Origin of the sequence: Streptomyces sp. S.PNR 29 (assembly GCF_030386795.1) — a bacterium.
In the GTDB taxonomy this organism is placed as follows: Bacteria; Actinomycetota; Actinomycetes; order Streptomycetales; family Streptomycetaceae; genus Streptomyces.
Map to the genome: position 1 here is coordinate 90,168 of NZ_JANUQM010000015.1, position 23,621 is coordinate 113,788.

Annotated in this window: 17 protein-coding genes and 1 pseudogene; 8 read left to right on the forward strand and 10 right to left on the reverse strand. The window is 72.6% G+C overall.

Going from position 1 to position 23,621, the window contains the following annotated elements; genetic code table 11:
* Window positions 1-20: 20 nt before the first annotated feature.
* From NW895_RS33375 to NW895_RS33395, 5 genes are all read right to left on the reverse strand, one after another.
* A complete protein-coding gene (locus NW895_RS33375) occupies window positions 21-3,989 on the reverse strand; it encodes an acyltransferase domain-containing protein (RefSeq protein ID WP_289940465.1) in 3,969 nt (1,322 codons plus the stop codon).
* The gene (locus NW895_RS33380) at window positions 3,986-5,758 is read right to left on the reverse strand and encodes a fatty acyl-AMP ligase (protein ID WP_289940467.1); all 1,773 of its coding nucleotides are present in this window, start codon (window positions 5,756-5,758) and stop codon (window positions 3,986-3,988) included. Before NW895_RS33380 ends, NW895_RS33375 begins: the two co-directional genes overlap by 4 nt.
* A gap of 37 nt (window positions 5,759-5,795) precedes the next feature.
* The gene (locus tag NW895_RS33385; protein ID WP_289940661.1) at window positions 5,796-7,346 is read right to left on the reverse strand and encodes an acyl-CoA carboxylase subunit beta; all 1,551 of its coding nucleotides are present in this window, start codon (window positions 7,344-7,346) and stop codon (window positions 5,796-5,798) included.
* A gap of 416 nt (window positions 7,347-7,762) precedes the next feature.
* Window positions 7,763-7,978 carry a hypothetical protein gene (locus NW895_RS33390; RefSeq protein ID WP_289940469.1) on the reverse strand — a complete coding sequence of 72 codons (216 nt, stop codon included), beginning with the start codon at window positions 7,976-7,978 and terminating at the stop codon, window positions 7,763-7,765.
* Window positions 7,979-8,066: 88 nt separating this feature from the next.
* Window positions 8,067-8,549 carry an MSMEG_6728 family protein gene (locus NW895_RS33395; RefSeq protein ID WP_289940662.1) on the reverse strand — a complete coding sequence of 161 codons (483 nt, stop codon included), beginning with the start codon at window positions 8,547-8,549 and terminating at the stop codon, window positions 8,067-8,069.
* A gap of 189 nt (window positions 8,550-8,738) precedes the next feature.
* On the opposite strand from NW895_RS33395, the gene NW895_RS33400 reads away from it, so the two are divergent.
* The gene (locus tag NW895_RS33400; protein WP_289940471.1) at window positions 8,739-9,302 is read left to right on the forward strand and encodes a snapalysin family zinc-dependent metalloprotease; all 564 of its coding nucleotides are present in this window, start codon (window positions 8,739-8,741) and stop codon (window positions 9,300-9,302) included.
* A gap of 91 nt (window positions 9,303-9,393) precedes the next feature.
* Here the strand turns inward: NW895_RS33400 and NW895_RS33405 are convergent.
* Window positions 9,394-10,256: pseudogene (locus NW895_RS33405) on the reverse strand (DMT family transporter).
* A 377-nt stretch (window positions 10,257-10,633) separates the two neighbouring features.
* Between NW895_RS33405 and NW895_RS33410 the strand changes: the two are divergent.
* Together NW895_RS33410 and NW895_RS33415 are read left to right on the forward strand one after the other, a co-directional pair.
* Window positions 10,634-12,883 carry an MMPL family transporter gene (locus tag NW895_RS33410; protein WP_289940473.1) on the forward strand — a complete coding sequence of 750 codons (2,250 nt, stop codon included), beginning with the start codon at window positions 10,634-10,636 and terminating at the stop codon, window positions 12,881-12,883.
* A 128-nt stretch (window positions 12,884-13,011) separates the two neighbouring features.
* The gene (locus NW895_RS33415) at window positions 13,012-15,165 is read left to right on the forward strand and encodes a SpoIIE family protein phosphatase (protein WP_289940475.1); all 2,154 of its coding nucleotides are present in this window, start codon (window positions 13,012-13,014) and stop codon (window positions 15,163-15,165) included.
* On the opposite strand, the gene NW895_RS33420 is transcribed toward NW895_RS33415, so the two are convergent.
* Entirely contained in the window at window positions 15,129-16,595 is a 1,467-nt protein-coding gene (locus NW895_RS33420; RefSeq protein WP_289940476.1) for an MFS transporter, read from the reverse strand. The genes NW895_RS33415 and NW895_RS33420 overlap by 37 nt on opposite strands.
* A 218-nt stretch (window positions 16,596-16,813) precedes the next feature.
* Window positions 16,814-17,335, reverse strand: a complete 522-nt coding sequence (locus NW895_RS33425) for a molybdenum cofactor biosysynthesis protein (RefSeq protein ID WP_289940477.1) — start codon at window positions 17,333-17,335, stop codon at window positions 16,814-16,816.
* 120 nt (window positions 17,336-17,455) lie between these two features.
* Here NW895_RS33425 and pgm point away from each other — a divergent pair, with 120 nt between their 5' ends.
* Window positions 17,456-19,096 carry a phosphoglucomutase (alpha-D-glucose-1,6-bisphosphate-dependent) gene (gene pgm, locus NW895_RS33430; RefSeq protein WP_289940478.1) on the forward strand — a complete coding sequence of 547 codons (1,641 nt, stop codon included), beginning with the start codon at window positions 17,456-17,458 and terminating at the stop codon, window positions 19,094-19,096.
* A 129-nt stretch (window positions 19,097-19,225) separates the two neighbouring features.
* Window positions 19,226-19,975, forward strand: a complete 750-nt coding sequence (locus NW895_RS33435; RefSeq protein WP_289940479.1) for a PP2C family serine/threonine-protein phosphatase — start codon at window positions 19,226-19,228, stop codon at window positions 19,973-19,975.
* Between the two features lie 27 nt (window positions 19,976-20,002).
* On the opposite strand, the gene NW895_RS33440 is transcribed toward NW895_RS33435, so the two are convergent.
* Complete coding sequence (locus tag NW895_RS33440) at window positions 20,003-20,632, reverse strand: protein-L-isoaspartate O-methyltransferase (RefSeq protein ID WP_289940480.1); 630 nt, start codon at window positions 20,630-20,632, stop codon at window positions 20,003-20,005.
* Between the two features lie 168 nt (window positions 20,633-20,800).
* Between NW895_RS33440 and NW895_RS33445 the strand changes: the two genes are divergently transcribed.
* The 3 genes from NW895_RS33445 to NW895_RS33455 all read left to right on the forward strand — a co-directional run bounded on the left by NW895_RS33445 (window position 20,801) and on the right by NW895_RS33455 (window position 23,144).
* Entirely contained in the window at window positions 20,801-20,977 is a 177-nt protein-coding gene (locus NW895_RS33445; protein ID WP_289940482.1) for a hypothetical protein, read from the forward strand.
* Window positions 20,978-21,064: 87 nt separating this feature from the next.
* Window positions 21,065-21,823, forward strand: a complete 759-nt coding sequence (locus NW895_RS33450) for an IclR family transcriptional regulator (protein WP_289940484.1) — start codon at window positions 21,065-21,067, stop codon at window positions 21,821-21,823.
* A gap of 274 nt (window positions 21,824-22,097) precedes the next feature.
* Window positions 22,098-23,144 (forward strand): PP2C family protein-serine/threonine phosphatase, encoded by a 1,047-nt coding sequence (locus tag NW895_RS33455; protein WP_289940663.1) that lies wholly within the window; start codon window positions 22,098-22,100, stop codon window positions 23,142-23,144.
* A gap of 28 nt (window positions 23,145-23,172) precedes the next feature.
* On the opposite strand, the gene NW895_RS33460 is transcribed toward NW895_RS33455, so the two are convergent.
* Complete coding sequence (locus NW895_RS33460) at window positions 23,173-23,598, reverse strand: ATP-binding protein (protein ID WP_289940486.1); 426 nt, start codon at window positions 23,596-23,598, stop codon at window positions 23,173-23,175.
* Between the last annotated feature and the right edge of the window lie 23 nt (window positions 23,599-23,621).

Below are 23,621 nucleotides of genomic sequence, written 5' to 3' on the forward strand. Positions count from 1 at the left end.
CGGCTCCTCGGGTTCTGCGTTCAGCGGATCTGCTCGGCGAGCACCCGCCGCAGATGGGCGGCGATCTCGTCGACGTGCGGGTCGTCGAGCAGCGACAGGTGGTGCCCGGCCACCGGTACGACCTCCAGCCGGGGGCACACCTCGTCCCAGCCGAGCGCCTCGTCCTCGCGCTCGTACGCCGGGTCGCGCACGGTGTGCGGTGCGGTTTCGGTGGCCCGGTACAGCACCACCCGGCCGTCGTAGCGACCCGGACGGTGGGCCTCCCCGATCCTCATGTCCAGGTAGGAGGCGCGCTGGTGCTCCAACGCGGCCGGTGGCACGTCGGCGGCCGCCCGCAGGACGCTCAGCACGGCGTCGATGCGCTCGCGGTCGTCGTCCATGGCCACGAGGTCGTCGTACGGCAACTCCAGCCGGACGCCGTACGTCTCGGCGACGTGGTGGGCGAAGCCGGTGAGGTGCGCGCGGATCCGGTCGGCCGGGGACCGGCCGGGGCGGGGGAGGGGCCGTACGGAATCGATGAGCACCACCAGCTCCACCGCCCGCCCGGCGGCCGTCAGGTGCCGCGCGGTCTCCTGGGCGACGAAGCCGCCGAAGGACCAACCGCCCAGCGCCAAGGGCCCGTCGGCGTGGGCTTCGGTGACGGCTTCTGCGTAGCGGCGGGCCTTCTCGGTGATCGTGCGGGCCTCGTCGACGCGCTCCAGCCCGTACACGGGCCGGTCGTCCCCGAGCCGCCCGGCGAGGGTCCGGTAGACGTCGGTCGACCCACCGGCGGCGTGCACCAGAAACAGCGGGGCCCCCGAGCCGGTACCGTGCAGGACCTGCAGGGGCGAGTCGCCGTCCGCCGGGAGCGCCCGTCGGACACGGGCGGCCGCGTCCCCGATGGTGGTGGCGCCGAGCAGGTCGCGCAGCGGGAGCTCCACGGCGAACTCACGTTGGACGGCGGTGCGGATGCGGACGGCCATCAGCGAGTCCAGGCCGAGGTCGGCCAGGGCGGTGCCGGCGGTGAGACGGGCGGGCGAGTGACCGGTGACGGCGGCGATGTGGTGGCCGAGGCGGGCGAGGACCGGGTCGGCCTCGGGTCGGCGTGCCTCCTCGACAAGCGCCGGAGCGCTGCTCGCCGCGGCGGGTCCCGGGCCGTCCGTCCACCAGTGCCGGGTGTGCCGCCAGCGGGGCACGGGCACGTCGATGACACGGCCGGGCGGCAGCGGCAGGTCGAGGCCCTCGGCGTACAGGGCGCCCACCTGCGCGGTGAACGCCACCGCGTCGTCCGCGTCCCGGCGCAGCGTGCCGATGGCGAGGGCGCCGGGCACCGTGTCGGTGACAGCATGGGACAGGACCGGATGCGGGGAGACCTCGACGAAGGCGGTGTGCCCGTCGGCCGCAGCCGCGGTGACGGCCCGGTCCAGGCGCACGGGCCGGCGCAGGTTGGCGGCCCAGTGGGCGGCGTCGAACGTGCAGGGACCGCGCGGGTCGTCCAGGACGGTGGAGTAGACGGGCACACGCGGCGGCCGTGCCTGGATACCGGCGAGGGCGTCGGTCAGCTCCGGCAGCAGCGGGTCGACCTGCGGCGAGTGCCCGGCGCCGACCACCCGCATGGCCCGGACGGCCCGCCCCTGCTCCTCCAGCCGCCGCACGAGCCGGTTCACCGCGGGCTCGTCACCGGTGACGACCTTCTGCCGGGGCGAGGAGTGGACGGCGACATGCACACCGGGGAACTCCCGCACCACAGCGCCCAGTTCACCATCCTCCAGGTCGACCACCGCCATCGCGCCGCCGCGCAGCCGACTGAGCAACCGGGCACGTACGGCGATGACGCGGGCCGCGTCCGGCACGTCCAGGGCGCCCGCGCACACGGCGGCGGCCACCTCGCCCACGGAGTGGCCGATCACGGCGGCGGGTTCGACGCCGTGGGAGCGCCACAGCTCGGCCAGCGCGAGCTGCAGCCCGAACAGCACGGGCTGGGCCACCTCCAGGCGGTCCAGGCCGTCCCCGGAGGCCAGCTGGTCGTACAGCGACAGCCCGCACTCGGTGGCGAGCTGCGCGTCGAGCTTCTCCACGGCGGCGGCGAAGACGGGCTCCTCGGCCAGCAGCCGGCGCCCCATGCCGGGCCACTGGCTGCCGTACCCGGAGAACACCCATACCGGGCCGCGCCCGATCCGTCGGTGGTCCGCCCACGCGACCCGCGGGTGAGCATGTCCGGCCGCCAACTCGCCGAGAGCCTTGGCCAGTTCGTCCCGGTCGCGGGCCGAAACGGCGGCGCGCACGGGCCCGCGGCCGGTGCGCCCGGCGAGCGTACGGGCCACGTCCGCCAGGCGTGCGGCGCTTCCCTCGGGCCCTCGGAGCCAGCCGGCGATCCGCCCCGCCGTGTCCCGGAGGCGGTCGGAGTCCACGTCGCCGAGCAGGTACAGGCGCGCGGCCGGCGCGTCGGCCGGCGCCGGCGGCAGGACACCGGACCGCCATTCCTGCAGCACCGCATGGGCGTTGGTGCCGCCGAACCCGAAGCCGGACACACCGGCGGTGGCGGTGCCGCCGTACCGGGGCCACGGCTCGGGCTCCGTCACCACCCGCAGCGGCGCGTCACCGAGGGCGCTGTCGTCGGCGCAGTGCAGGGAGGGCGGGATGCGGTCGTGATGGAGGGCGAGCACGGTCTTGACCAGGCCGGCGATGCCCGCGGCCGCCTCCAGATGACCCAGATTGCTCTTCACCGAGCCCACCAGCAGCGGCTGGTCCACGTCACGGCCGACGCCGAGCACCGCGCCGAGCGCGCCCGCCTCGATCGGGTCGCCGAGCGGGGTGCCGGTGCCGTGCGCCTCGACGTAGTCGACGTGCGCCGCGTCGAGCCCGGCCCGCGCGTAGGCGGTCGCCAACAGTGCCTGCTGCGCGGCCGGGTTGGGAGCCATCAGGCCGCTGGAGCGGCCGTCGGAGTTGACGGCGGTGGAGCGGATGACCGCGAGGATCCGGTCGCCGTCCCGCTCGGCGTCGGACAGCCTCTTCAGCAGCACCGCCGCACACCCCTCACCCCGGCCGATACCGTCGGCCGCCGCCGAGAACGGCTTGCACCGCCCGTCCGGAGCGAGGGCACCGGCCCGCCGGAAGGCGGCGGTGACGGTCGGGGACAGCAGCAGGTTGACGCCGGCGGCGATCGCCGTGTCGCTCTCGCCGGTGCGCAGGCTGACACAGGCATGGTGCACGGCGACCAGCGACGAGGAACAGGCGGTGTCAACGGCCATGCTCGGCCCACGCGTGTCCAGTACGTACGCCAGGCGGCCCGCGGTGACGCTCAGGGCCGCACCGGCCGGGGCCAGGGCGTCGACGGTGGCCGGGTCGGCGCCGGTCAGCTGCCCGTACTCGGGGGCGGAGACGCCGACGAAGACGCCGGTGGAGGTACCGGCGAGGGAGACGGCCGGGACGGCGGCGTGGTCGAGCGCCTCCCGGACGACCTCCAGCAGGATCCGCTGCTGGGGGTCCATCACGGCGGCCTCGCGCGGGGTGATGTGGAAGAAGTCCGCGTCGAACCCGGCTATGTCGTCGAGGTAGCCGCCGTACGCGGGGACGTCGGCCGGCGGGAACGGGGTGAAGTCGCGCCACCGGTCCTCGGGCACGCGCCGGATCGCGTCGGTGCCCTCGCTCAGCAGCCGCCAGTAGTCGGCCGGGCCGTGCACGCCACCGGGCAGCCGGCAGCCGACCCCGATGACCGCGACGGGTTCCCCGGTCGGCTGCGGCGCGGGCGGAGGCGCACTCTCGGCCACCGTGCCGCACAGGCGTGCGACCAGGTCGTCGCCGGTGGGTGTCTCCCACAGCAGCGTGGCCGGCAGGTCGCGGCCGGTGGCCCGGGACAGCTCGCCGGCCAGCGCCACCGCGTCGCGGGAGGACATGCCGAGATCGGCCAGCGGCCGGTCCATCGGGACCTGTTCGGGGGGCATGTCGTTCCAGGCGGCCACCCGTGCGGCGATCAGTCGGCGCAGCCCCGCTTCGTCGGCGGCCGTCACGACGCGCCTCCCCGGCTGTCGGCGGCCGGCGTCGCGTAGGCGCCCTCCAGGTACCGGGCGCGGGTCAGCGACCGGGACACCTTGCCGCTGGAGGTGCGGGGCACCGTGCCCGGCGGGACGACGACGACATCGGCGAGCCGCAGCCCGTGCCCGGCGGAGACAGCCGCGCGCACGGCACGCACCAGGGCCGGTACGTCGAGGACCCCGATGCTCGCGGACCGCTTGTGCTCGGCCACGACGACGACCCGCTCACCCTCCGTGCCGGGCACCGAGAAGGCGGCGAGCCGGTCGCGGCGTACGGCCGGATGCGCTTCCTGCGCGGTGGCCTCGACGTCCTGGGGGTAGTGGTTGCGGCCGTCGACGACGATGAGGTCCTTCAGCCGGCCGGTTACGATCAGCTGCCCGTCCAGCACGGTCCCCAGGTCGCCCGTCCGCAGCCACCGGCCCGCCGCGTCCGCGGAGTCCGTGAACTCGGCCCCGAACACCTGCGCGGACTGCCGCTCCTGCCGGAAGTAGCCGCGGCCGACGTTGGGCCCCTGCACCCAGATCTCACCGACCTCCGCCTCGGACAGGACGGCCCGGGTCACCGGATCGGCGATCCGCACCCGCTGTCCCGCCGGGGTACCGCAGCCCGCCAGCAGCACCGCCCGTGGATCGTCCGCCCGCGCGGGCAGCGCCTTCCCGGCGGCGAGGGCGTCACGGTCCAGGACGAAGCGGCGCAGCGGCTCACCGGGCCGGGCGGCGGAGACGAACACGGTGGCCTCGGCGAGCCCGTAGGAGGGGCAGTGGCTGGTCGGGGGGAGGCCCTGTGCGGCGAAGGCGGCGTGGAAGCGGTCGGCGGTGGCCGGCCGGACCGGCTCACTGCCGTTGATCAGCGCGGCCACGCCGTCCAGCCGCAGCTCGGCCTTCTCGGCGCCGGTGACGGCGGACGCGCAGTAGTCGTAGGCGAAGTTGGGCGCGGCGGTCAGCGCACGCGGGTGCGCGGCGAGCAGCCGCAGCCAGCGCGCGGGCTGGTGCAGGAACGCGGCCGGGTCCATGAACACCGACAGCAGACCCCGTACGACGGGCGCCGCCACGCTCAGCACGAGCCCCATGTCGTGGTAGAGCGGCAGCCAGCCCACACAGGTCACCGGTTCGGTGTCGGCGCCGTAGGCGGCCAGTGCCTGGCGGGCGTTGGCGACGACATTGGCGTGGGTGATCTCCACGCCCGCCGGGTTGCGGGTGGAGCCGGAGGTGTACTGGAGGTAGGCGGTGGCAGCGGCGTCCACCTCGACCGGCTTCCAGTCTCCGGCGTCGTCGTCGCGCACCTGGTCCGCGGCCACGATCCGCACGTCCCCGCCATGGACGCGCGCGCAGAACTCCCGTACCTCGTGCAGGGCACGGCCGGTCGTCACCACCACCGCGGGATGCGCGTCGGCCAGCACACCGGCGAGCCGGTCGGCGTGCCCGGGCAGGCCCGGCGGATACAGCGGTACGGCGACCCGACCGGCCGCGAGCGTGGCGAGGAAGGCGGTGACGTACTCGGTCCCCTGCGGGCACAGCAGCGCGACCCGCGCGCCCGGCTCGGCCTCCTCGGCGAGCCGGGCGGCCAGCGCCCGCACCCGCAACTCCAGGCGCTGCCAGGTCAGAGTGCGGTGGACGCCGCGCGAATCCGGGGCGGGGTGGTCGACGAAGGTGAACGCCCGCCGGCTGGGGGTGGTGTCGGCCCAGTGCCGCAGAAACTCCGGCAGGGTCCGGCACGCGGGCGCGAGCGGGCGGCGGCTGTCCATCGGGCGTGGCTCCTCACGTCGCGGGGTGTCGGGCAGGTCAGAGCGGGATGTTGCCGTGGCGGCGCTGCGGCATCGGCGCGCGTTTGCCGTGCAGCGCGCGCAGGGCGCGGCAGATGTGGGCGCGGGTGTCGCGCGGGGCGATGACGTCGTCGACGTAGCCGCGTTCGGCGGCCGGGTACGGTGTGCCGTGGGTGCTCTCGTAGGCGGCGACGAGGCGGGCCCGCAGCGCCTCGGGGTCGGCGGCCGCGGCCAGTTCGCGCCGGTGCAGGAGGCCCACGGCGCCCTCGGCGCCCATGACGGCGATACGGGCGGTGGGCCAGGCGAGGTTGATGTCGGCGCCGAGGTGCTTGGAGCCCATCACCGCGTACCCGCCGCCGTAGGCCTTGCGTACCACCACGGTCACCTTGGGGACGGTGGCCTCGGCGTAGGCGTACAGCAGTTTGGCGCCGCGCCGGATGATCCCGGCCTGTTCCTGCCGCACACCGGAGAGATAACCGGGGACGTCGGCGAAGGTCAGCAGGGGGATGCCGAAGGCGTCGCAGAACCGCACGAACCGCGCGGCCTTCTCACAGGCGTCGATGTCGAGGGCGCCGGCGGCGTGCAGCGGCTGGTTGGCGACGACCCCGACCGAGCGGCCCTCGACGCGGGCCAGCGCACAGATGATGTTCGGCGCGAAGAGTTCCTTCACGTAGAGCAGATCGCCGTCGTCGACGACCGCGCGCAGGACGGCGCGCATGTCGTAGGCCTGCCCGGTCCGGTCCGGGACGACCGCGTCCAGAGCGCCCCCGTCGGGAGGGGTCCCGGGGGCGTACTGCGGTGGCTCCTGGAGGTTGTTGGACGGCAGATAGGACAGCAGGTCGCGTACGGTGTCGAGGGCGTCCTCCTCGTCCGCGGCCAGGAAGTGGGCGTTGCCGTTGACGGTGTTGCTGGTGCGGGCCCCGCCCAGGTCCTCGGCGGTGGTGCGTTCGCCGGTGACGGCCTCGATGACGTCGGGACCGGTGACGAACATGTGCGAGGCGCCGTCCACCATCACCGTGAAGTCGGTGATGGCGGGCGAGTACGCGGCGCCGCCGGCGCACGGCCCCAGGATGACCGAGATCTGCGGGATCACCCCGGAGGCCTGCACATTGCGCCGCACCAACTCGGCGTACAGGGCCAGGGAGGCGACGCCCTCCTGGATGCGGGCGCCGCCGGAGTCGTTGAGCCCGACGACCGGACAGCCGGTCTTCAGGGCGAGGTCCATGAGGGCCACGGTCTTCTCGCCGAAGGCCTCGCCCATACTGCCGCCGAAGACGGTGGAGTCCTGGGCGAACACGCACACCGGGCGGCCGTCGACGGTGCCGTGCCCGGTGATCACGCCATCGCCGTACGGCCGGCGGCCACCGTCGGCCGACGGCCGGGCCCGGACGAAGAGCCCCGTCTCGGTGAAGGAGCCGGCATCCAGCAGTCGTTCGATCCGCTCCCGAGCCCCGAAGTCACCCCCTCTTCGCGGCCGGCCCGGAGCCACCGCCTGAGCCCGTCGGCGCTCCAGGTCGGTGATGCGGTCGGCGGTGCGGTCAGGGGCGAGGCCCGGGGCGCGCTCCGTGATGCGCTCTGCCGTGGGCTCCGGGCCACGGCCGCCTCCGCCGGCTGCCGCCGTCCTCGTATGGGAAGTTGTCGCCTCTCGCGTCACAGCCACCTCCGAAGGGGCTTTCGAATATGGCAGCGAGGAGGCGGCGAACCGGGCTGATCGCCGTGGTGTTTGCGTGAGGTGAGTCCTGCGGGGCGATAGTTCGTCCGTGTGTGACAAGGCCGGCCGGTGCGGTATGATCTTCTTGAGCGCGCCACGGAACTCCGGTGGGTGCGCCCGGCGTTGGTGGTCCAAGGAAAGACGCCCCGCTTCCTGCGGGGAGATGCAGGTGCAAGGCCTGCCCGGCGCTCTGAAAACCCCACCTCCGGATGTCCGGAGGTGGGGTTTGTGTGTTGTGGACGGGCCGCCGGAGGTCCGGTCTCCCTTCCGCCCGTTCAGGCGGCATGTCGCCCCCGATGGGCATGGCGTCCGCTGCCCGCCTCCGACGAGGCCTTGGCGGACGTGCTCTTTCCGCCGGGGATCAGACGCAGATGGCGCGGGCGGGGCCCCTGTCGCGAGCCGCCGCCCTGCAGCAGCCTGTCCTCGATGTGTGCCATGACGAACAGCAGCAGCCCCAGTCCGGGCAGCAGCAGGAAGGCAACCGCGAGCACGGCTTTCCTCTCTTCGTGGACGATGTGCCCTCCGAGTGCCCAACAGGTGACGTCAGTACCCTCGCTCGCCGTACCCGGGTGGCGGCCGTCAGAGGCCGGACGCGTCCGGGTCGCGGTCCGAGGCGGGCCAGACGTACGGCAGGTCGTCCGGCTCCCCGGGGAACACGGCCGCGTAGAAGTCCGGGTCCTTGCGGACCAGCGCCGACCGGTGGCTGCGGTGCACGGCGTCGTCGCCGAGCCAGGGGGGCAGCTCACCTGCCCGGGCGAGTTCCCGCTGACCGCGCACCGGCGCGCCGGGGCGTACCACGGCCAGATCGGCGACGAGCGTGGCGGCACAGCTGTCCTGGTGGCCCCGTTCCCGCCACACCCGGCAGACCTCCAGGCCGTACCGCACCAGCGCCTCCTCGTAGCCGGCCCACATACGAACCGCCGGATGCCGGCGCCACCCGTAGCCGGGCACCGTCAGGCCGCGCAGGACCTGCAGGGCCTCGACCCGCTGTTTGCCCAGCCGGCGGCGGTCGAGCACCAGCGCGGAGGCGCCGAAGTCGGGGTAGGGCAGAAACGTCTGCATCTCGTCGTCCGTGTGTGCGGTGTAGCCCGCCCCCTCACCGTCATGGTGTTCCCGTTTCGCCTCGACGCGTACCAGCAGCGCGCCACGTGGTGCCGGGCGACGCATCGACGGTTGGTGTCCGCTTCCCCTGGGCAGGGAGCCTGCGGAATGTCATGCGCACGACTACCTTCCCCCACAAGGAGGTCGACCATGCACCACCGCACGCTGACAGCCGGCCTGGCCACCGCCCTCGCGGCGACCCTGTCCCTGACCGCCGGCCAAGCCGTGGCCGCCTCTTCCACGACGGCGGACCGCACCCTGGCGGCACAGGTGTTCACCTACGACGCGAGCGGCGCCGCGGAGTTCAAGGCCGCCGTCGACCGGGGCGCGGCGATCTGGAACGAGAGCGTCGACGCCGTCGAACTGCGCCCGGTCGCATCCGGGCAGCGCGCCAACATACGCGTCCTGGCGGACAACGGCTGGCCCCGGGCCCTGCCCACCACCCTCGGCAACGGAACCGTCTACATCGGCCGGCAGGCCGTCGACCAGGGCTACGACACCATCCGCATCTCGGCCCATGAACTCGGCCACATCCTGGGCCTGCCGGACCGCAAGCCCGGCCCCTGCTCCAGCCTGATGTCCGGTTCCAGCGCGGGAACCGCGTGCAAGAACCCCTACCCGAACGCGGCGGAGAAGGCGGAGGTCGAGGACAACTTCGGCGGCGCGCTCACAGCGCCGGGTGTGGCAGCACGCGAGGCCGTGATCGTGGACTGACGCGCACCCTGCGCGAGGGGCCCTCTTCCGTCATCTCACCATCGCCGGGCCCCTCGCGCGGAGCACCGGCAACACGGCCACCCCGGGCGGCTCACCGGGCGGTTCCCACCTCTGTTCCGCGCCGGGCCAGGGCAAGCACGCCCACGACGACCAGGGCGACACCGAGCACCTGCGGCGCCAGCCACCAACTGGTCCGTACGTGTTCGCGGTAGAGGAGGACACCGAGCACCAGACTCACCGTCGCGTCCCCCAGGTGAGGGCGGGCTGGGAGGCGACCAGGGGCCCACCCTGCATGGCGTGCTCCAGCAGGAGCACGGCACAGACCCCGGCCGCGGCGAACGCGTACGTCTGCCACGCGGTCAGGAAGCCGGCGAGGCCACCGCGGTCCAACTCTCCCATGGCGGCCTTCATCAGACCGGCGGTCAGCGCGTAACACATCGCGGTCGCCGCAGCGAGGCAGCCGGCCCGGGCCTTGCCCACCGGCCGCCTCAATCCGGCACCGGTCAGCAGGACCACCGCCGCCGCGGAGGCCACCAGCACCGGGACCCAGCGCTCGACGGACACGTGGGTCTGCTCGCCGGACGGCGCTGCCGACGCCAGCGCCAGGCCGAGCCCGGCGATCACCGCGGCCACGGCCACCCACAGCGCCCCGGGCTGCCGCTGCCCGGCCATCAGCGAGGCCAGCAGCAGCGCCAGCGGGAGTTCGAGCACGAAGAGCGGCTGCACGAGGGACAACGGGCCGGTCGCCAGGGCCGCCGCCTGCCCCACGCCGGCGACGACGACGGCCAGCATCCCGACGAGCCACACCGGCCGCCGCACCAGGTCGACGACGAGTCCGGGACGGAACCCCTTGCTCTGCGGCACGTTCAGCGCGGCACGCCGCTGCAACACGGTGGCCAGCGCGTTGCTGAACGCGGCGCACAGCGCGAAGAGGACCGGCAGCAGCACACCCATCCACCGATCCTCGCGCCGTCCCCGCCCGCTCGCGCGCCGGACAGGAAGCCGACATGCGGAGCCGGTGATCGTGCGCTATGCTTGATCTTGTTCAGGCCGCCAGAACTCCTGGCACCTGGCCGCGCGTTGGTGGTCCAAGGAAAGACGCCCCGCTTCCTGCGGGGAGATGCAGGTGCAAGGCCTGCCCGGCGCTCCACAGACGAAACCCATCCCGAGAGCCACGGGGTGGGTTTCGTGCGTTGCGGCAACCGCGCGCCCCGGGGGCGCACCGGGACAGGGCCTCGTACCTACATTGGCGTTCCCCGGCATGCCGGACTGATCGGGCCGACGTCTAATGAGAGCTCCGAGTGAGACGCCCGACAGAAAAGGCTGAGGCCATGCCAGCCACCCGCGCGGACGCAGAAGTCCGGGGCACCGCCGCGAAGGGGGTGCTCCGACGGCAGGGGGAGTGGTGTGCGCGCCACTTCGTGGTGGTCATCGTGTCGTGGCTCGTGGCACTGGTCGTGCTCCAGGTCGTGGACCGTGCCGTCGGCGGTGACTACTCGGACGACTTCTCCCTGCCCGGCGTCCAGTCCGAGGAGGGCCTCGACGTCCTGCAGCAGCACGATCCGGCGGCCGGCGGCTACGGCACCCAGATCGTGCTCCACGACGCGAACACCCCGCTGACCTCCTTCGGTTCGCAGATGTCCACCACGGTGGGCGACCTGCAGAAGCTTCCGCACGTCCTGTCCGTCCAGAACCCGCTGTCCGCCTCCGGCTCTTCCGACTCCTCGGGGCAGGGGGAGCAGAACGTCGGGCCGCTGTCCTCGGACGGCAGGACGGCTTACATCACCGTCCGTTTCGACGTGCAGCCCTCGACCCTGGGGGACAGCTACCTCGATGGAGTCGACGATGCCGTGCAGCCCTTGCGGGCGGCCGGCGTCGAGGTCGAGTACGGAGGCTCACTCGGGGAACTGGCGCGGCCTCCCGCCGACGACCGGGTGAGTGAACTCATCGGGTTCGGTGTGGCCGTCATCGTCCTCCTCGTGGGCTTCGGCAGCGTGATCGCCGCCGGATTCCCCCTCGTGACGGCACTGGTCGGCGCGATCGTCGGGCTCGCCTGCCTCGGCCTGCTGGCCGCGGCGTTCACCTTCGCCACGGTCTCGCCCACCCTGGCCACGATGATCGGCATCGGCGTCGGCATCGACTACGCCCTGTTCCTGATCACCCGGCACCGGCAGAACCTCATGGACGGCGCCGACCCGGTGCAGGCCGCGGGGCAGGCCACCGCCACCAGCGGCCGGGCCGTGCTGGTCTCCGGCTGCACCGTGATCGTCGCGCTCGCCGGGCTCTACGCCTCCGGGGTGAGCTTCATCGGCAAGCTCGGCGTCGCCGCCGCCGTGACCGTCGTGTCGGCGGTGGTGGGGGCCCTGACCCTGGTGCCCGCCCTGCTCGGGCTCATCGGCGCCCGGATCGACCACCTCCACGTGCGCCGCCCGGTCGCCGAGACCGACGCCGCCCCCGGCACCACGCCCCAGGGAACCTGGCACCGCTACGCGCAGCGGGTGGAGCGCAGGCCCTGGCAGTTCCTCGCCGTGGGCGTCACGACCGTCGTCGTCCTGGCCATCCCGGTGTTCTCCCTCCAGCTCGGCCACATCGGCGACGGCGCCGACCCCACCTCTTTCACGGACCGGCGGGCCTACGACCTGATGACCGACGCGTTCGGGCCCGGTTCCAACGGCCCGCTCACCGTCGTCATCGACGAGAGCGGCGTGCCGGAATCCCAGCGGTCCGCGCTCGCGTCGAAGACCCAGCAGGCCCTCGACGACGTCGACGGCGCGGCCGTGGTCACCCCCCTGGCCCCCACCCAGGACGGCGACGTACTGGTCGGCACGGTCTACTCCGCGACCTCCCCGCAGAACGCCGACACCACGGACCTCACCAACCGCCTGGTCGACGACACACTGCCCGACGCGCTCTCCGGCACCGACGCCAAGGGCTACGTCACCGGCACCACCGCGGTCCAGATCGACTTCCGCGACATCGTCGCATCCCGGCTGCCCCTCATCATCGGCGTCGTCGTGGCCCTGGCCTTCCTGATCATCCTGGCCGTCTTCCGCGGCCTGCTGGTCGCCGTGAAGGCCGCCGTCCTCAACGTGCTGTCGATCGCGGCGTCGTACGGCGTCGTCGTCGCCGTCTTCCAGTGGGGCTGGGGCGGGCCCGCGCTGGGCGTCAACGGCAAGGTGCCCATCGAGAGCTACGTGCCGATGATGATGTTCGCGATCATCTTCGGACTGAGCATGGACTACGAGATCTTCCTGCTCTCCCGGGTCCGCGAGGCCTGGCTGCGCACCGGGGACGCCAAAGCGTCGGTCGCCCACGCCCTGGAGATCACCGCCCGGGTCATCACCTGCGCGGCACTGATCATGGTGAGCGTTTTCGCGGCCTTCATCATCAGCGACAGCATCGTGGTCAAGATGCTCGGCCTGGGGCTGGCCGTGAGCGTCCTCATCGACGCCACAGTCGTACGCCTGCTGCTGGTACCGGCGGTGATGACCCTGCTCGGACGGCACGCCTGGTGGACACCCCGTTGGCTCGACCGCCTGCTCCCGCACATCGACGTCGAAGGCGGGAACGAGCGGGCGTGACGCCGTGCCCGCGCTCCTTTTCAGGCGTAGCGTCCCGGTTAGGGCGCGGCGCGTCCGAACGACGGCAGAGCGCGCCCGTACCCGGTCCGGCGGGCTGACGCCCGCCTCGACACCGGACGGGAGGCACCATGTCCGGGACCGACGAGCTACCGGTGGCCACCGGGTCACTGGACGACGCCCTCGCGGCGGCGCTGGCCGACGTCGTACGCGGCACCGGTGCCTCGATCGGCGGCGTGTACCTGATCGAGGAGGGAGAGCAGGTGCTGTCGCTGGTGGCGTTGAGCGGGCTGCCGGCGGACTTCACGGCTCCCTGGCGGCGGCTGTCCCTGTCCGCTCCGGTTCCGGTCGCCGACGCGATCCGGGACGACCGGCTGGTATGGGTCGCGGACCAGGACGAGATGGCCCGCCGCTACCCACGCGCCGCGGCGGTGCTGCCGTACGGCTTCGCTCTCGCCGCGGTGCCGTTGACGGGCGTGCGCCGCTGCTGGGGCGGCATCGTCCTGATGTGGCCCGGTGACCGCCCACGGCAGACCACGCCCCGCGAACGCGGGCGTCTCACCGCCGGCACCCACCGCATGGCCCGGCTTCTCGACGACAGCCCCGTGCCGCCCTCGTACCCCGAGCGGCCGCGGAGCGTCCCCGCCCATGCGATGCGGCAGCCCGCACAGACGGGACCGGCCGGTGCCGACTACCTCGAACGCCTTCCGGAGGGCGCGGTCTCCCTCGACCTGGAGGGACGCGTCACCTTCGTCACCACGACCGCAGCCGAACTGCTCGGACGCAGCGCGGACCAACTGCTGGGCACCCGGCCCTGGCAGTCGCTGCCCTGGCTCGACGATCCCGTGTACGAGGACCACTACCGCACCGCGGTCGTCAGCCGCGCACCCGTGTCCTTCACCGCGTGCCGCCCGCCGGACCACTGGCTGACCTTCCAGCTCTACCCCGACACCAGCGGCATCAGTGTCCGCGTCGTCCCGCAGGGGGACCGCACCCCCGACATGCCGGCGCCGGCGCCCGCGCGGCACCGCGCACAGGCGACGACAGGGCGCCTGTACCAGTTGGTGCATCTTGCCGCCGCGCTCACCGAGGTGGTGACGGTGAGTGACCTCGTCGCATTGATCGTCGACCAGATCCTGCCCGCCTTCGGCGCTCAGGGTCTCGTGCTGTCCGCCGCCGACGCCGGCCGTCTGAAGATCATCGGCTACCACGGTTACGCGGACGCCGTCATGGAGCGGCTCGACGCGCTGCCGCTGGACACCGACCTGACTCCCGCCGGCCCCGTCCTGGCCGGCGGCGTCCCCGCCTTCTTCGCAAGCCCCGGGGAACTCACTGCCAGTCACCCGAAGGCACCGCAGATCAGCGGCAAGCAGGCCTGGGCGTTCCTCCCGCTGATCATCGTGGGAAGACCGGTGGGCTGCTGCATCCTGTCCTACGACCGGCCGCACACCTTCACGGCCGACGAACGCGCCGTACTGACACCCCTGTCCGGTCTGATCGCGCAGGCCCTGGACCGGGCACGCCTGTACGACACCAAGCACCGCCTGGTCAACGAGTTGCAGCAGGCCCTCCTGCCACGTGCCCTGCCGAAGGTGGCCGGCCTCGATGTCGCCGCCCGCTATCTGCCCGCCGGCCACGGCCTCGCCGTCGGCGGTGACTTCTACGACGTACTGCGTCTGGACGACAGCACGGCAGCGGCCGTCGTCGGTGACGTGGAGGGTCACAGCGTCGCCGCGGCCGCCCTCATGGGCCAGGTGCGCACCGCCGTCCACGCCCACGCCGCCGCCGGCGCCAGGCCGGACCAGGTGCTCGTGCGGACCAACCGTCTCCTGGCCGACCTGGAGTCCGACCTGCTGGTCTCGTGCCTCTACGCACATGTGGACCTCGCCGGCGGTCAGGTCACCCTGGCCAGTGCGGGGCATGTGCCACCACTGCTGCGGCGTGCCGCACAGGACGCGCGTGTCCTGCAGGTCGAGCCGGGGCCGCTGCTGGGTATCGACACCGACGTCCGCTATCCCGTCACCAGGGCCGACCTGCCCGCCGGCGCCGTTCTGGCCCTCTACACCGACGGCTTGGTCGAGATCCCCGGCACCGACGCCACGCGGGCCACGTACGAACTGGCCGCCCGCCTGGCCACCGCCGACGACCGTGACCTGGACCGGCTCCTCGACGCCCTGGTCGGGCGCACGGCACCCGCGGGTCAGCACGCCGACGACATCACCGTCCTCCTGCTGCGCCCGACGGTCGGTCACCGCCTCCCCGAGGATTCCTTTGCGGCGCGGTAGAGATCCTTGGACGAGGTGATCAGCTCACGCTGTTCCTCCTGCGAACCGACCATCGGCTGCGACCCGTTGAGCGGCACCTGCGCGCTCTCCGGCAGGAACGCCACGGCTACCAGACCGATGACGCCGGCCGCCATGAGATAGAAGGCGGGCATCAGGTCGTTGCCCGTGGCGTCCACCAGAGCCGCCGTGAGCAGCGGGGTGGTGCCGCCGAAGGCGGCGACGGCGAAGTTGAAGCCGATGCCCATGGCCGCGTAGCGCACGGCGGTCGGGAACAGCGCGGGCAGCGTGGCGGCGCTCGGTGCGGCGAAGCAGGCCAGCAGAGTGGAGAGGATCAGCACCCCGAGAACCGGACCCCAGGTCCCGTCCATCTTGATGAGCAGGAAGGACGGCACGGACAGGACGATCATCGCGCCCGCGGCGACGCCGTACACCGGGCGCCGGCCGACGCGGTCGCTCAGCCGGCCGATGAAGGTGATCAGCAGCACGATCCACACCATGCCCGCCAGCACCAGGACATCGGCGAAACCGCTGGACCGGTCCAGGGTCTCCGTCTGGTAGGTGGGCATGTAGCCGGTGACCATGTAGTTGGGGACGTTGTACAGCAGCACCAGCCCCATGCAGACGAGAAGCGGACGCCAGTGCTTGCCGACGATGGTCCTGAACTCGCTGCCCGCCGACTCCTGGGCGAGGCTCTTCTCGTGTTCGTCCAACTGCTGCTGGAACGCCGGCGATTCCTCCAGCTTGAGCCGCATGTACAGGCCGATCACACCGAGCGGCCCGGCGATCAGGAAGGGGACGCGCCAGCCCCAGGACAGCATCTCCGCGTCCGTGAGCAGGATGTTGAGCAGGGTGACCAGCGCGGAGCCGAGCGCGTACCCGACGAAGGTACCGAAGTCGAGCCAGCTGGACAGGAAGCCCCGACGCCGGTCCGGTGAGTACTCGGCGACGAAAGTGGTGGCGCCGCCGTACTCCCCGCCGGTGGAGAACCCCTGCACCATCCGGGCGAGCAGCAACAGGATCGGGGCGGCGATGCCGATCGTGGCGTAACTGGGGATCAGGCCGATGGCGAACGTCCCCACGGCCATCATGATCATGGTGGTCGCGAGCACCTTCTGCCGGCCCAGGCGGTCCCCGAGGGGGCCGAAGACCAGGCCGCCCAGCGGACGTACGACGAACGCCGCGGCGAACGTCGCGAAGGAACTGATCACCTGGGCGGCCGGAGACGCGCCGGGGAAGAACACCTTGCCGATGGTGGCGGCGAGGTAACTGTAGACACCGAAGTCGAACCACTCCATGCAGTTGCCGAGTGCCGAGGCACCGACCGCACGCTTGAGCAACGGCGGCTCGACGACCTGGACGTCCTCCTCGCGGAAGGCCCGTTTCTTCCGGCGCAGCCGCCGGGCCAGTTCCTCACGGACTTGCCGCGGCATGCTCGCAACCGTTCCCGGCTTTCCCCTGCCCGAGGGATCGGACCGCCCATCAGGCACTGCGTCGAACACACCGTCGCCTTTCTCTCGCCTTGCCTCTGTACACCTCTGCGAACCGTGCGCCCGCAGCGCATGCCGGCACACGTCGGTGGGTGCTGCCCGAGTTCCCGGCGGGCATACCGACAACGTGCACATCAGGTGGAGGTGTTGTGTTTGCAGGCTCAAAGGCCTGTCGTCGTCCCCGCATCCGGCGGGCCGACGACGCGGAACGTCGCCGGACCGAGGGAGAGCACCCCGTCGCTCAGGGGTGTGCACCGCACGCCGCCCTTGCCGCGCAGCGCCCGCTGCGCACCAGGACCGACGGTCACGTCCATCCAGGCGCAGGGCCGGGCGGGACGGTTCACGGCGAAGAGCACGGGACCAGGACCGCAGTCCAGCGAGATCGTCGCGCCGACGCAGGAGTCGATGTCGACACCCCTGAGCAGGACGTTCCGGCGCGTGTGCCGCAGGTCGACGGACGGATCGATGTCCAAGGGGAGGTTCTCCGCGGCCATCATGGTCACCGCCGCGTTCCGGTGGGCGGGCCGGCCGTAGTATCGGTCGCCGACCAGCCCCATGCCGCGCCGTACTTCCACCCGCGCAACGCGTTCGTCGGACGGGCCGGGGGAGGGCCCGTCGGAGGGCCGCCCGGCCAGCCGGTGTGCAGGTGACACCAGGAGTTGCAGCACCTCCACCTCGGTCATGGGCTTCACCCTATGCGGTTCCGTCGGCGACGAGGTTCGGACGCGGCTTCAGTCCGCGGCCCGGCAAGGGGGAAGATGAGATCGCGAGCGGATTCACGACCGATGTGGAGGAGTGAGCTCATGCAGCATGAGCGAGCGGGCAAGCCGGCCGACCCCGGGGATCTGATCGACGTGGCCCGGCTGGTGACGGCGTACTACGCGCTGCACCCCGACCCGTCCGAGCCCGGGCAGCGGGTGGCGTTCGGTACGTCCGGGCACCGCGGATCCTCGCTGGCCACGGCGTTCAACGAGGACCACATCGCCGCGACCAGCCAGGCCATCTGCGAGTACCGCACGGCACAGGGCACCGACGGCCCCCTCTTCCTCGGCGCCGACACCCACGCCCTGTCCGAGCCGGCGAGGGCCACCGCGCTGGAGGTGTTCGCGGCCAACGACGTGACCGTCCTCATCGACAGCGCGGACGGCTACACCCCCACCCCGGCGGTCTCGCACGCCATCCTGACCCACAACCGGGGCCGCGACACCGGCCTCGCCGACGGCGTGGTCGTGACTCCCTCCCACAACCCGCCCACCGACGGCGGCTTCAAGTACAACCCGCCCAACGGCGGTCCAGCGGGCTCCGAGGCGACCTCCTGGATCCAGGACCGGGCGAACGAGATCATCGCGGGCGGCCTGAAGGACGTACGGCGCCTGCCCTACGCCAAGGCACTGGCCGCGCCCGGCACCGGCCGCTACGATTTCCTCGGCGCGTACGTCTCCGACCTGCCGAACGTGCTGGACCTCGACGCGGTCCGCGCCGCCGGCGTCCGCATCGGCGCCGACCCGCTGGGCGGAGCCTCCGTCGCGTACTGGGGCCGCATCGCCGAGCAGCACCGCCTCGACCTGACCGTGGTCAACCCGCTCACCGATCCCACCTGGCGGTTCATGACGCTGGACTGGGACGGCAAGATCCGCATGGACTGCTCGTCGCCGTACGCGATGGCCTCCCTCATCGAGCAGCGCGACCGCTTCCAGATCGCGACGGGCAACGACGCGGACGCCGACCGGCACGGCATCGTCACCCCGGACGGCGGGCTGATGAACCCCAACCACTACCTCGCCACCGCCATCTCCTACCTGTACGCCCACCGCACGCGGTGGCCCGCCGAAGCCGGTGTGGGCAAGACGCTGGTGTCCTCCGGCATGATCGACCGGGTCGCCGCCGACCTCGGCCGCCGACTGGTCGAAGTCCCGGTGGGATTCAAGTGGTTCGTGGACGGACTGGTCGGTGGATCGCTCGGCTTCGGCGGCGAGGAGTCCGCGGGGGCGTCGTTCCTGCGCCGCGACGGTTCGGTGTGGACCACGGACAAGGACGGCATCATCCTGGCCCTGCTCGCGTCCGAGATCACGGCCGTCACCGGCAAGACGCCTTCCGAGCACTACGCCGCCCTCACCGCCCGCTTCGGCGAACCCGCGTACGCCCGCATCGACGCACCGGCGACCCGTGAGGAGAAGGCCCGCCTCGCCAAGCTGTCCCCGGCACAGGTCAGCGCCGACACCCTCGCCGGAGAGCCGGTCACCGCCGTCCTCACCGAGGCACCGGGCAACGGCGCACCCATCGGCGGCATCAAGGTGACCACCGAGAACGCCTGGTTCGCGGCCCGGCCCTCCGGCACCGAGGACGTCTACAAGATCTACGGGGAGTCCTTCCTGGGCCCCGACCACCTCCGCCAGGTCCAGGAGGAGGCCAAGCTGGTGGTCCTGGGGGCGCTGGGCGGCTGACCGGCCGAGGCGTCCGACGGGCAGGCCCGTCGGACGCCGCACTGGCACGCCGGAAGCAGCCGTTCCTAGACTTGGAGCGAAAGCCCGGCCCCGGGCGGTGTGTCCGGCGCGGGAAGGCGGTGGCGCCCCATGCCGTACGTCGCTGTGAGCGCGTTGAGCCATCCCGGTCTGATCCGTGACCACAACGAGGACAGTCTCGTGATCGGACCGTGGACCCTGTGCGCCACTGTCACCGAGAACCCTCAGACGCTGTTCTTCCCGTACGCGAGCCCCGTCGTCGTCGCCGTCGCCGACGGTCTTGGCGGACATCCCGGTGGCGACGTGGCCAGCGCGCTGGTGGCCCGCCGGATCGCGTGGCTCGGGCCCGCCCTGAGCAGCGAGGTCGCCGTCCGTGATGTCCTGAACGCCTGCAACCGTGCCGTGTACGAGGCCGCCGACGGCGATGACGGACGCGCGCTGACCGCCATGGGGACGACGGTCGCCGGCATCGTCGTACAGCCCGGCTCACTGCTCACGTTCAACGTGGGCGACAGCCGGGTCTTCGCGGTCACTCGCGACGGGCTGCGTCAGGTGAGCGTCGACGACAGCCCGCCGCTCGAACCGGGACGGCGTACGACGAGCCTGGTCACCCAGTGCCTGGGCGGCAGCGTCACCTACCGTTCGATCCGCCCGCATGTGACAGCCGCGCCCGTGTCGCCCGGTGACCGCTATCTCGTCTGCACCGATGGTCTGACCGATCCGCTGACGACGGACGTCATCGACGAGGTGCTGAGGGAACACGACGACGGCCGCGCGGCCTTCGAGCTGTGGAAGGCCGCCATCGCGGCGGGCGGCCCCGACAACATCACCCTGGCGGTCGTGCGCGTCGGTGACGAGTAGGGCAGGCCCTCCGCGCCGTACACCTCGTCAGGGAAGCTCCGCACCGCCCTGTGGGAAGCCGTACCGCCCCTGCAGCCGGACGAAGCGGGCCGCGGTCAGCACGCGCTCCCGCTCCAGACCCGACGTCCCCCGCACGAAGCACACCACCTGTTCGTGCCCGCCCGGCCCGATGGGCTGCACCAGGCGGCCGGCCGGCCGCACCTGCGCGACCAGCGGCTCCGGCACCTCCGGGAAGGCGGCCGACACGACGACCGCGTCGTACGGCGCGCGGTCCGGCACCCCGCCGCTGCCGTCGCCCACCCGCAACTCCACGTTGCGCACACCGTGCCGTGCGAGATTGCCACGTGCCTGCCGGGCGATCTCCGGCCGCATCTCGATGCTCACCACGTCGGCGGCCAGCCGGGCGAGCAGCGCGGTCTGGAAACCGAGGCCGGTACCGATTTCGAGGACGTGCTCGTCCCCCCGCAGACCGAGGCTTTCGATCATCATGGCGGAGAGCGACGGCTGCGTGGTGACCTGCCCCAGCCCGATCGCGACGGGTACGTCCCAGTAGGCGGCGGCGAGCTGACCGGCCGGCACGAATCCCGCCCGGGGCGTCGTCCGCACGGCCCTGAGCAGCCGCTGGTCCGTGATTCCGGCGGCTGTGAGGGCTCGCACCAGATCCTCCGGCTCTCTGGGCGCGGAGCTCGCCAGAGGCACCACAGGCCCAGAGTAGGCGCACGGCGTGACGGGGTGGGGCCGGCCGCGGCACGAGGCCGATGGCCGGGCTTGCCGACTGGCGCAGCAGGAGGAGCATGGGGGGTGAGCGACCAAGGGAGGCCCACCATGAAGACCGGAGCCTCGGACTACGACACCTGGTTGTACTCCCACACCCCGTCCCAGGCCGAGGGCGAGCGCGACGAACCGGCCGAGCGTGCCGCCGCGGAACAGCACCCGGACGTGCCCAGGACCGAGCCGTCCCAGGCGGAGGGCGAACGGGGGGACGACACCGGGACCGGATGAGCGGCGCGGGGCATGCGGATCCGGGACGCCGCCGCGCGGAGCGGCGTGCGTCTTGCCTGCGCCCGGCGCCAGGCGCAGGCTGGTCCTATGGCTGCGCAGGACGGCCCCACGCTCATCACCTCGGTGCAACGAGCCTTCCGCCTGCTGGAGGCGGTGAGCGCGCACGACAACGGCGCGCCGGCCAAGCAGCTGGCACGTGAGACGGGCCTGCCCCTGGCCACCGCCTATCACCTCCTGCGGACGCTGACACACGACGGATACGTCCGGAAACTGGACGACGGCGGGTTCATCCTGGGCGACAAGCTGCAGGCGCTGCACACCACGAGCCGTGGGCAGGCGCTGCTCAGCCGCGTCCGTCCCACTCTCGCCGCTCTGCGGGACGAGCTGGCGACCGCCACCTACCTCACCTTCTACGAGGAGGGTGAGATCCGGGTCGCCGAGATCGTCGACGGCCCCCGGGCACCCCGGGTCGACCTCTGGGTGGGCTTCGAGGACGCGGGACACGCGACGGCGCTGGGCAAGTCCGTGCTGCGGGAACTCGACGACGACTCCCGCAAGGACTACCTCTCCCGTCACGACCTCGCCGACCTCACACCGCGGACCATCACCAGCCTCCCGGAGCTTCTGCGGCGGCTCGACGCCTCGCCCGCGGCCCCGGCCGTCACGGACCTGGAGGAGTACGCCCTCGGCACGGTCTGCGTCGCCGTACCCGTCTACAGCGGGGACACGCTCGGCTCGCTCGGTGTCTCACTGCCGGCGGACCGCCTCTCCCGGCTCGCGGAGATCCGGGAGCGGCTGATCCCGGCCGCGAACCGAGTGACCAGAGGCCTTTCGCTCACTATCTGAAAATCCGGTCCTTGTGGCGCCCGCGCCGAACCCGTTTCCTGGACGAAACGGACATGCCGGGAGTAAATCCCGCAGACAGGTGAGGACCGCGGACGGAGACATGACTGAGGCCCGAGACGATGGTGGCGCCCCCTGGCCGATGCGGCCGTTCAGGAACCGAGGGGCCGACTCCGGAGCGTCAGCCCGCAGGCGTGCCGCCACCCAGCTGGCCGCCGGGGCGCCCGTACTGATCGTCTCCGTCGTCGTGCTCATCGATCTCCTCGGCGGAGCGGGGATGATCTGGTGGCCGCTGCTCGCGGCCGGGCCGGCGCTGGCCGCCACCACCAGCGGGCCTCGCGGAGTCCTGGGTGTCGGGCTCCTCGCCGCTGCCGTGGCCGTGATGCTCGGCATCCAGGACGGGGTCCCGGGGAGTGAAATGGTGGCCGTCCTGTCCGCCGTGGTGGCCGTCACCCTGGCCAGCGGCCTGGCCGGCGCGCTGCGCGAACGTCGTGAACAGGTGCTCGCGGACGTCCGCTCCGTCGCGGAGGCCGCTCAGCACGCCCTGCTCAAACCCGTTCCGGAGACGGTGGGCCCCTTCCGGGCGGCCGTCCGCTACAGCGCCGCGGCGGCGGAGGCCCGTATCGGCGGGGATCTCTACGCGCTGGTGTCCACCCCGTACGGGGTCCGGACGATCGTCGGCGATGTGCGCGGCAAGGGACTGCCGGCCGTGGGGACCGCCGCGCTCGTGCTCGGCGTCTTCCGTGAGGCCGCCTACGACGAACCCGATCTCCTCGCCGTCGTCGGCCGGATCGAGCGGAGCCTGGCGCGCAATCTGGGGAGCGACGACTTCGTGACCGCCGTGGTCGCCGGATACCCGCGGACGGGGCATCTCGAGGTGGTCAACTGCGGTCACGCGCCTCCGCTGCTGGTCCGCGGAGACGGAAGCATCATGGCGCTGGACCCCGCTCACCCGGCCCCGCCCCTCGGGCTGCGCGCCCTCTCCGGCCTGGCCCCGAGCCTCCAGGTGCTGCCCTTCGCCGACGGAGAGCAACTGCTCCTGTACACCGACGGGGTCACCGAGGCCCGCAACGACGGCCGGGAGTTCTATCCGCTCGCCGAGGGGCTGGCGCGTCATGTGTCCGACGAGCCGGCACGCACGCTGACCGCACTCCACGACGAACTGCTGGCGCATGTGGGCGGCCGGCTGCACGACGACGCGGCACTGCTCCTGCTCCGCAAGCCGGCCACCCTCGACGCAGCCGGGTCGGAGCGGGCGGTTCCCGAACCGGGCTCCGAGGCCGCTCGTGGCTGTCTCCCCGTCCCGTCGCACCGCTCGTCGTGAAACGGCCGTGGCACCTCCGGCCGCGTGCTCACGCCGCGACGAGATCGGCCCACCGGGTGACCCCGCCGGCGTGGACCCGGATGCCGTGCCGAGTCGCCAGCGCGTGGACGATCGCCTCGCCCCGGCCGTGCTCGTCCGGATCGATCTCCGCGGCCGACCTCCCCTCCGCAGGAGCGGGCCCCGCGTCGGTGACCTCGACGCGCAGGGTGTCGAGGCCATCGCTGCGGAACCAGGACAGCCGCAGCTGTGCCGGGGGCAGGGCGTGGACGAGCGCGTTGGTGAGCAGCTCAGACACGACCAACAGGGAGTCCTCGATCACCTCGGGGGACACCTTCCACTCGGCGAGTACCGTCCCTGCCCCTCGGCGCACGGCCGAGACGGCCCCGGTGGCGGGCTGCAGCGGCCAGACGTGTTCGACCGCCTCCCGAGGCATCGTGTTGAGCTGTACCGCCATATGCCTTCCTCCGGTGGGCGCTG

Excerpts from the sequence above, each read along its gene's own strand:
- NW895_RS33400 (WP_289940471.1), top strand. The coding sequence starts at position 8,739 with ATGCACCACCGCACGCTGACAGCCGGCCTGGCCACCGCCCTCGCGGCG.
- NW895_RS33380 (WP_289940467.1), bottom strand. The coding sequence starts at position 5,758 with ATGGACAGCCGCCGCCCGCTCGCGCCCGCGTGCCGGACCCTGCCGGAG.
- NW895_RS33420 (WP_289940476.1), bottom strand. The coding sequence starts at position 16,595 with ATGCCGCGGCAAGTCCGTGAGGAACTGGCCCGGCGGCTGCGCCGGAAG.
- pgm (WP_289940478.1), top strand. The coding sequence starts at position 17,456 with ATGCAGCATGAGCGAGCGGGCAAGCCGGCCGACCCCGGGGATCTGATC.
- NW895_RS33410 (WP_289940473.1), top strand. The coding sequence starts at position 10,634 with ATGCCAGCCACCCGCGCGGACGCAGAAGTCCGGGGCACCGCCGCGAAG.
- NW895_RS33425 (WP_289940477.1), bottom strand. The coding sequence starts at position 17,335 with ATGACCGAGGTGGAGGTGCTGCAACTCCTGGTGTCACCTGCACACCGG.
- NW895_RS33450 (WP_289940484.1), top strand. The coding sequence starts at position 21,065 with ATGGCTGCGCAGGACGGCCCCACGCTCATCACCTCGGTGCAACGAGCC.
- NW895_RS33395 (WP_289940662.1), bottom strand. The coding sequence starts at position 8,549 with ATGCAGACGTTTCTGCCCTACCCCGACTTCGGCGCCTCCGCGCTGGTG.
- NW895_RS33415 (WP_289940475.1), top strand. The coding sequence starts at position 13,012 with ATGTCCGGGACCGACGAGCTACCGGTGGCCACCGGGTCACTGGACGAC.
- NW895_RS33445 (WP_289940482.1), top strand. The coding sequence starts at position 20,801 with ATGAAGACCGGAGCCTCGGACTACGACACCTGGTTGTACTCCCACACC.
- NW895_RS33460 (WP_289940486.1), bottom strand. The coding sequence starts at position 23,598 with ATGGCGGTACAGCTCAACACGATGCCTCGGGAGGCGGTCGAACACGTC.
- NW895_RS33435 (WP_289940479.1), top strand. The coding sequence starts at position 19,226 with ATGCCGTACGTCGCTGTGAGCGCGTTGAGCCATCCCGGTCTGATCCGT.
- NW895_RS33455 (WP_289940663.1), top strand. The coding sequence starts at position 22,098 with ATGATCTGGTGGCCGCTGCTCGCGGCCGGGCCGGCGCTGGCCGCCACC.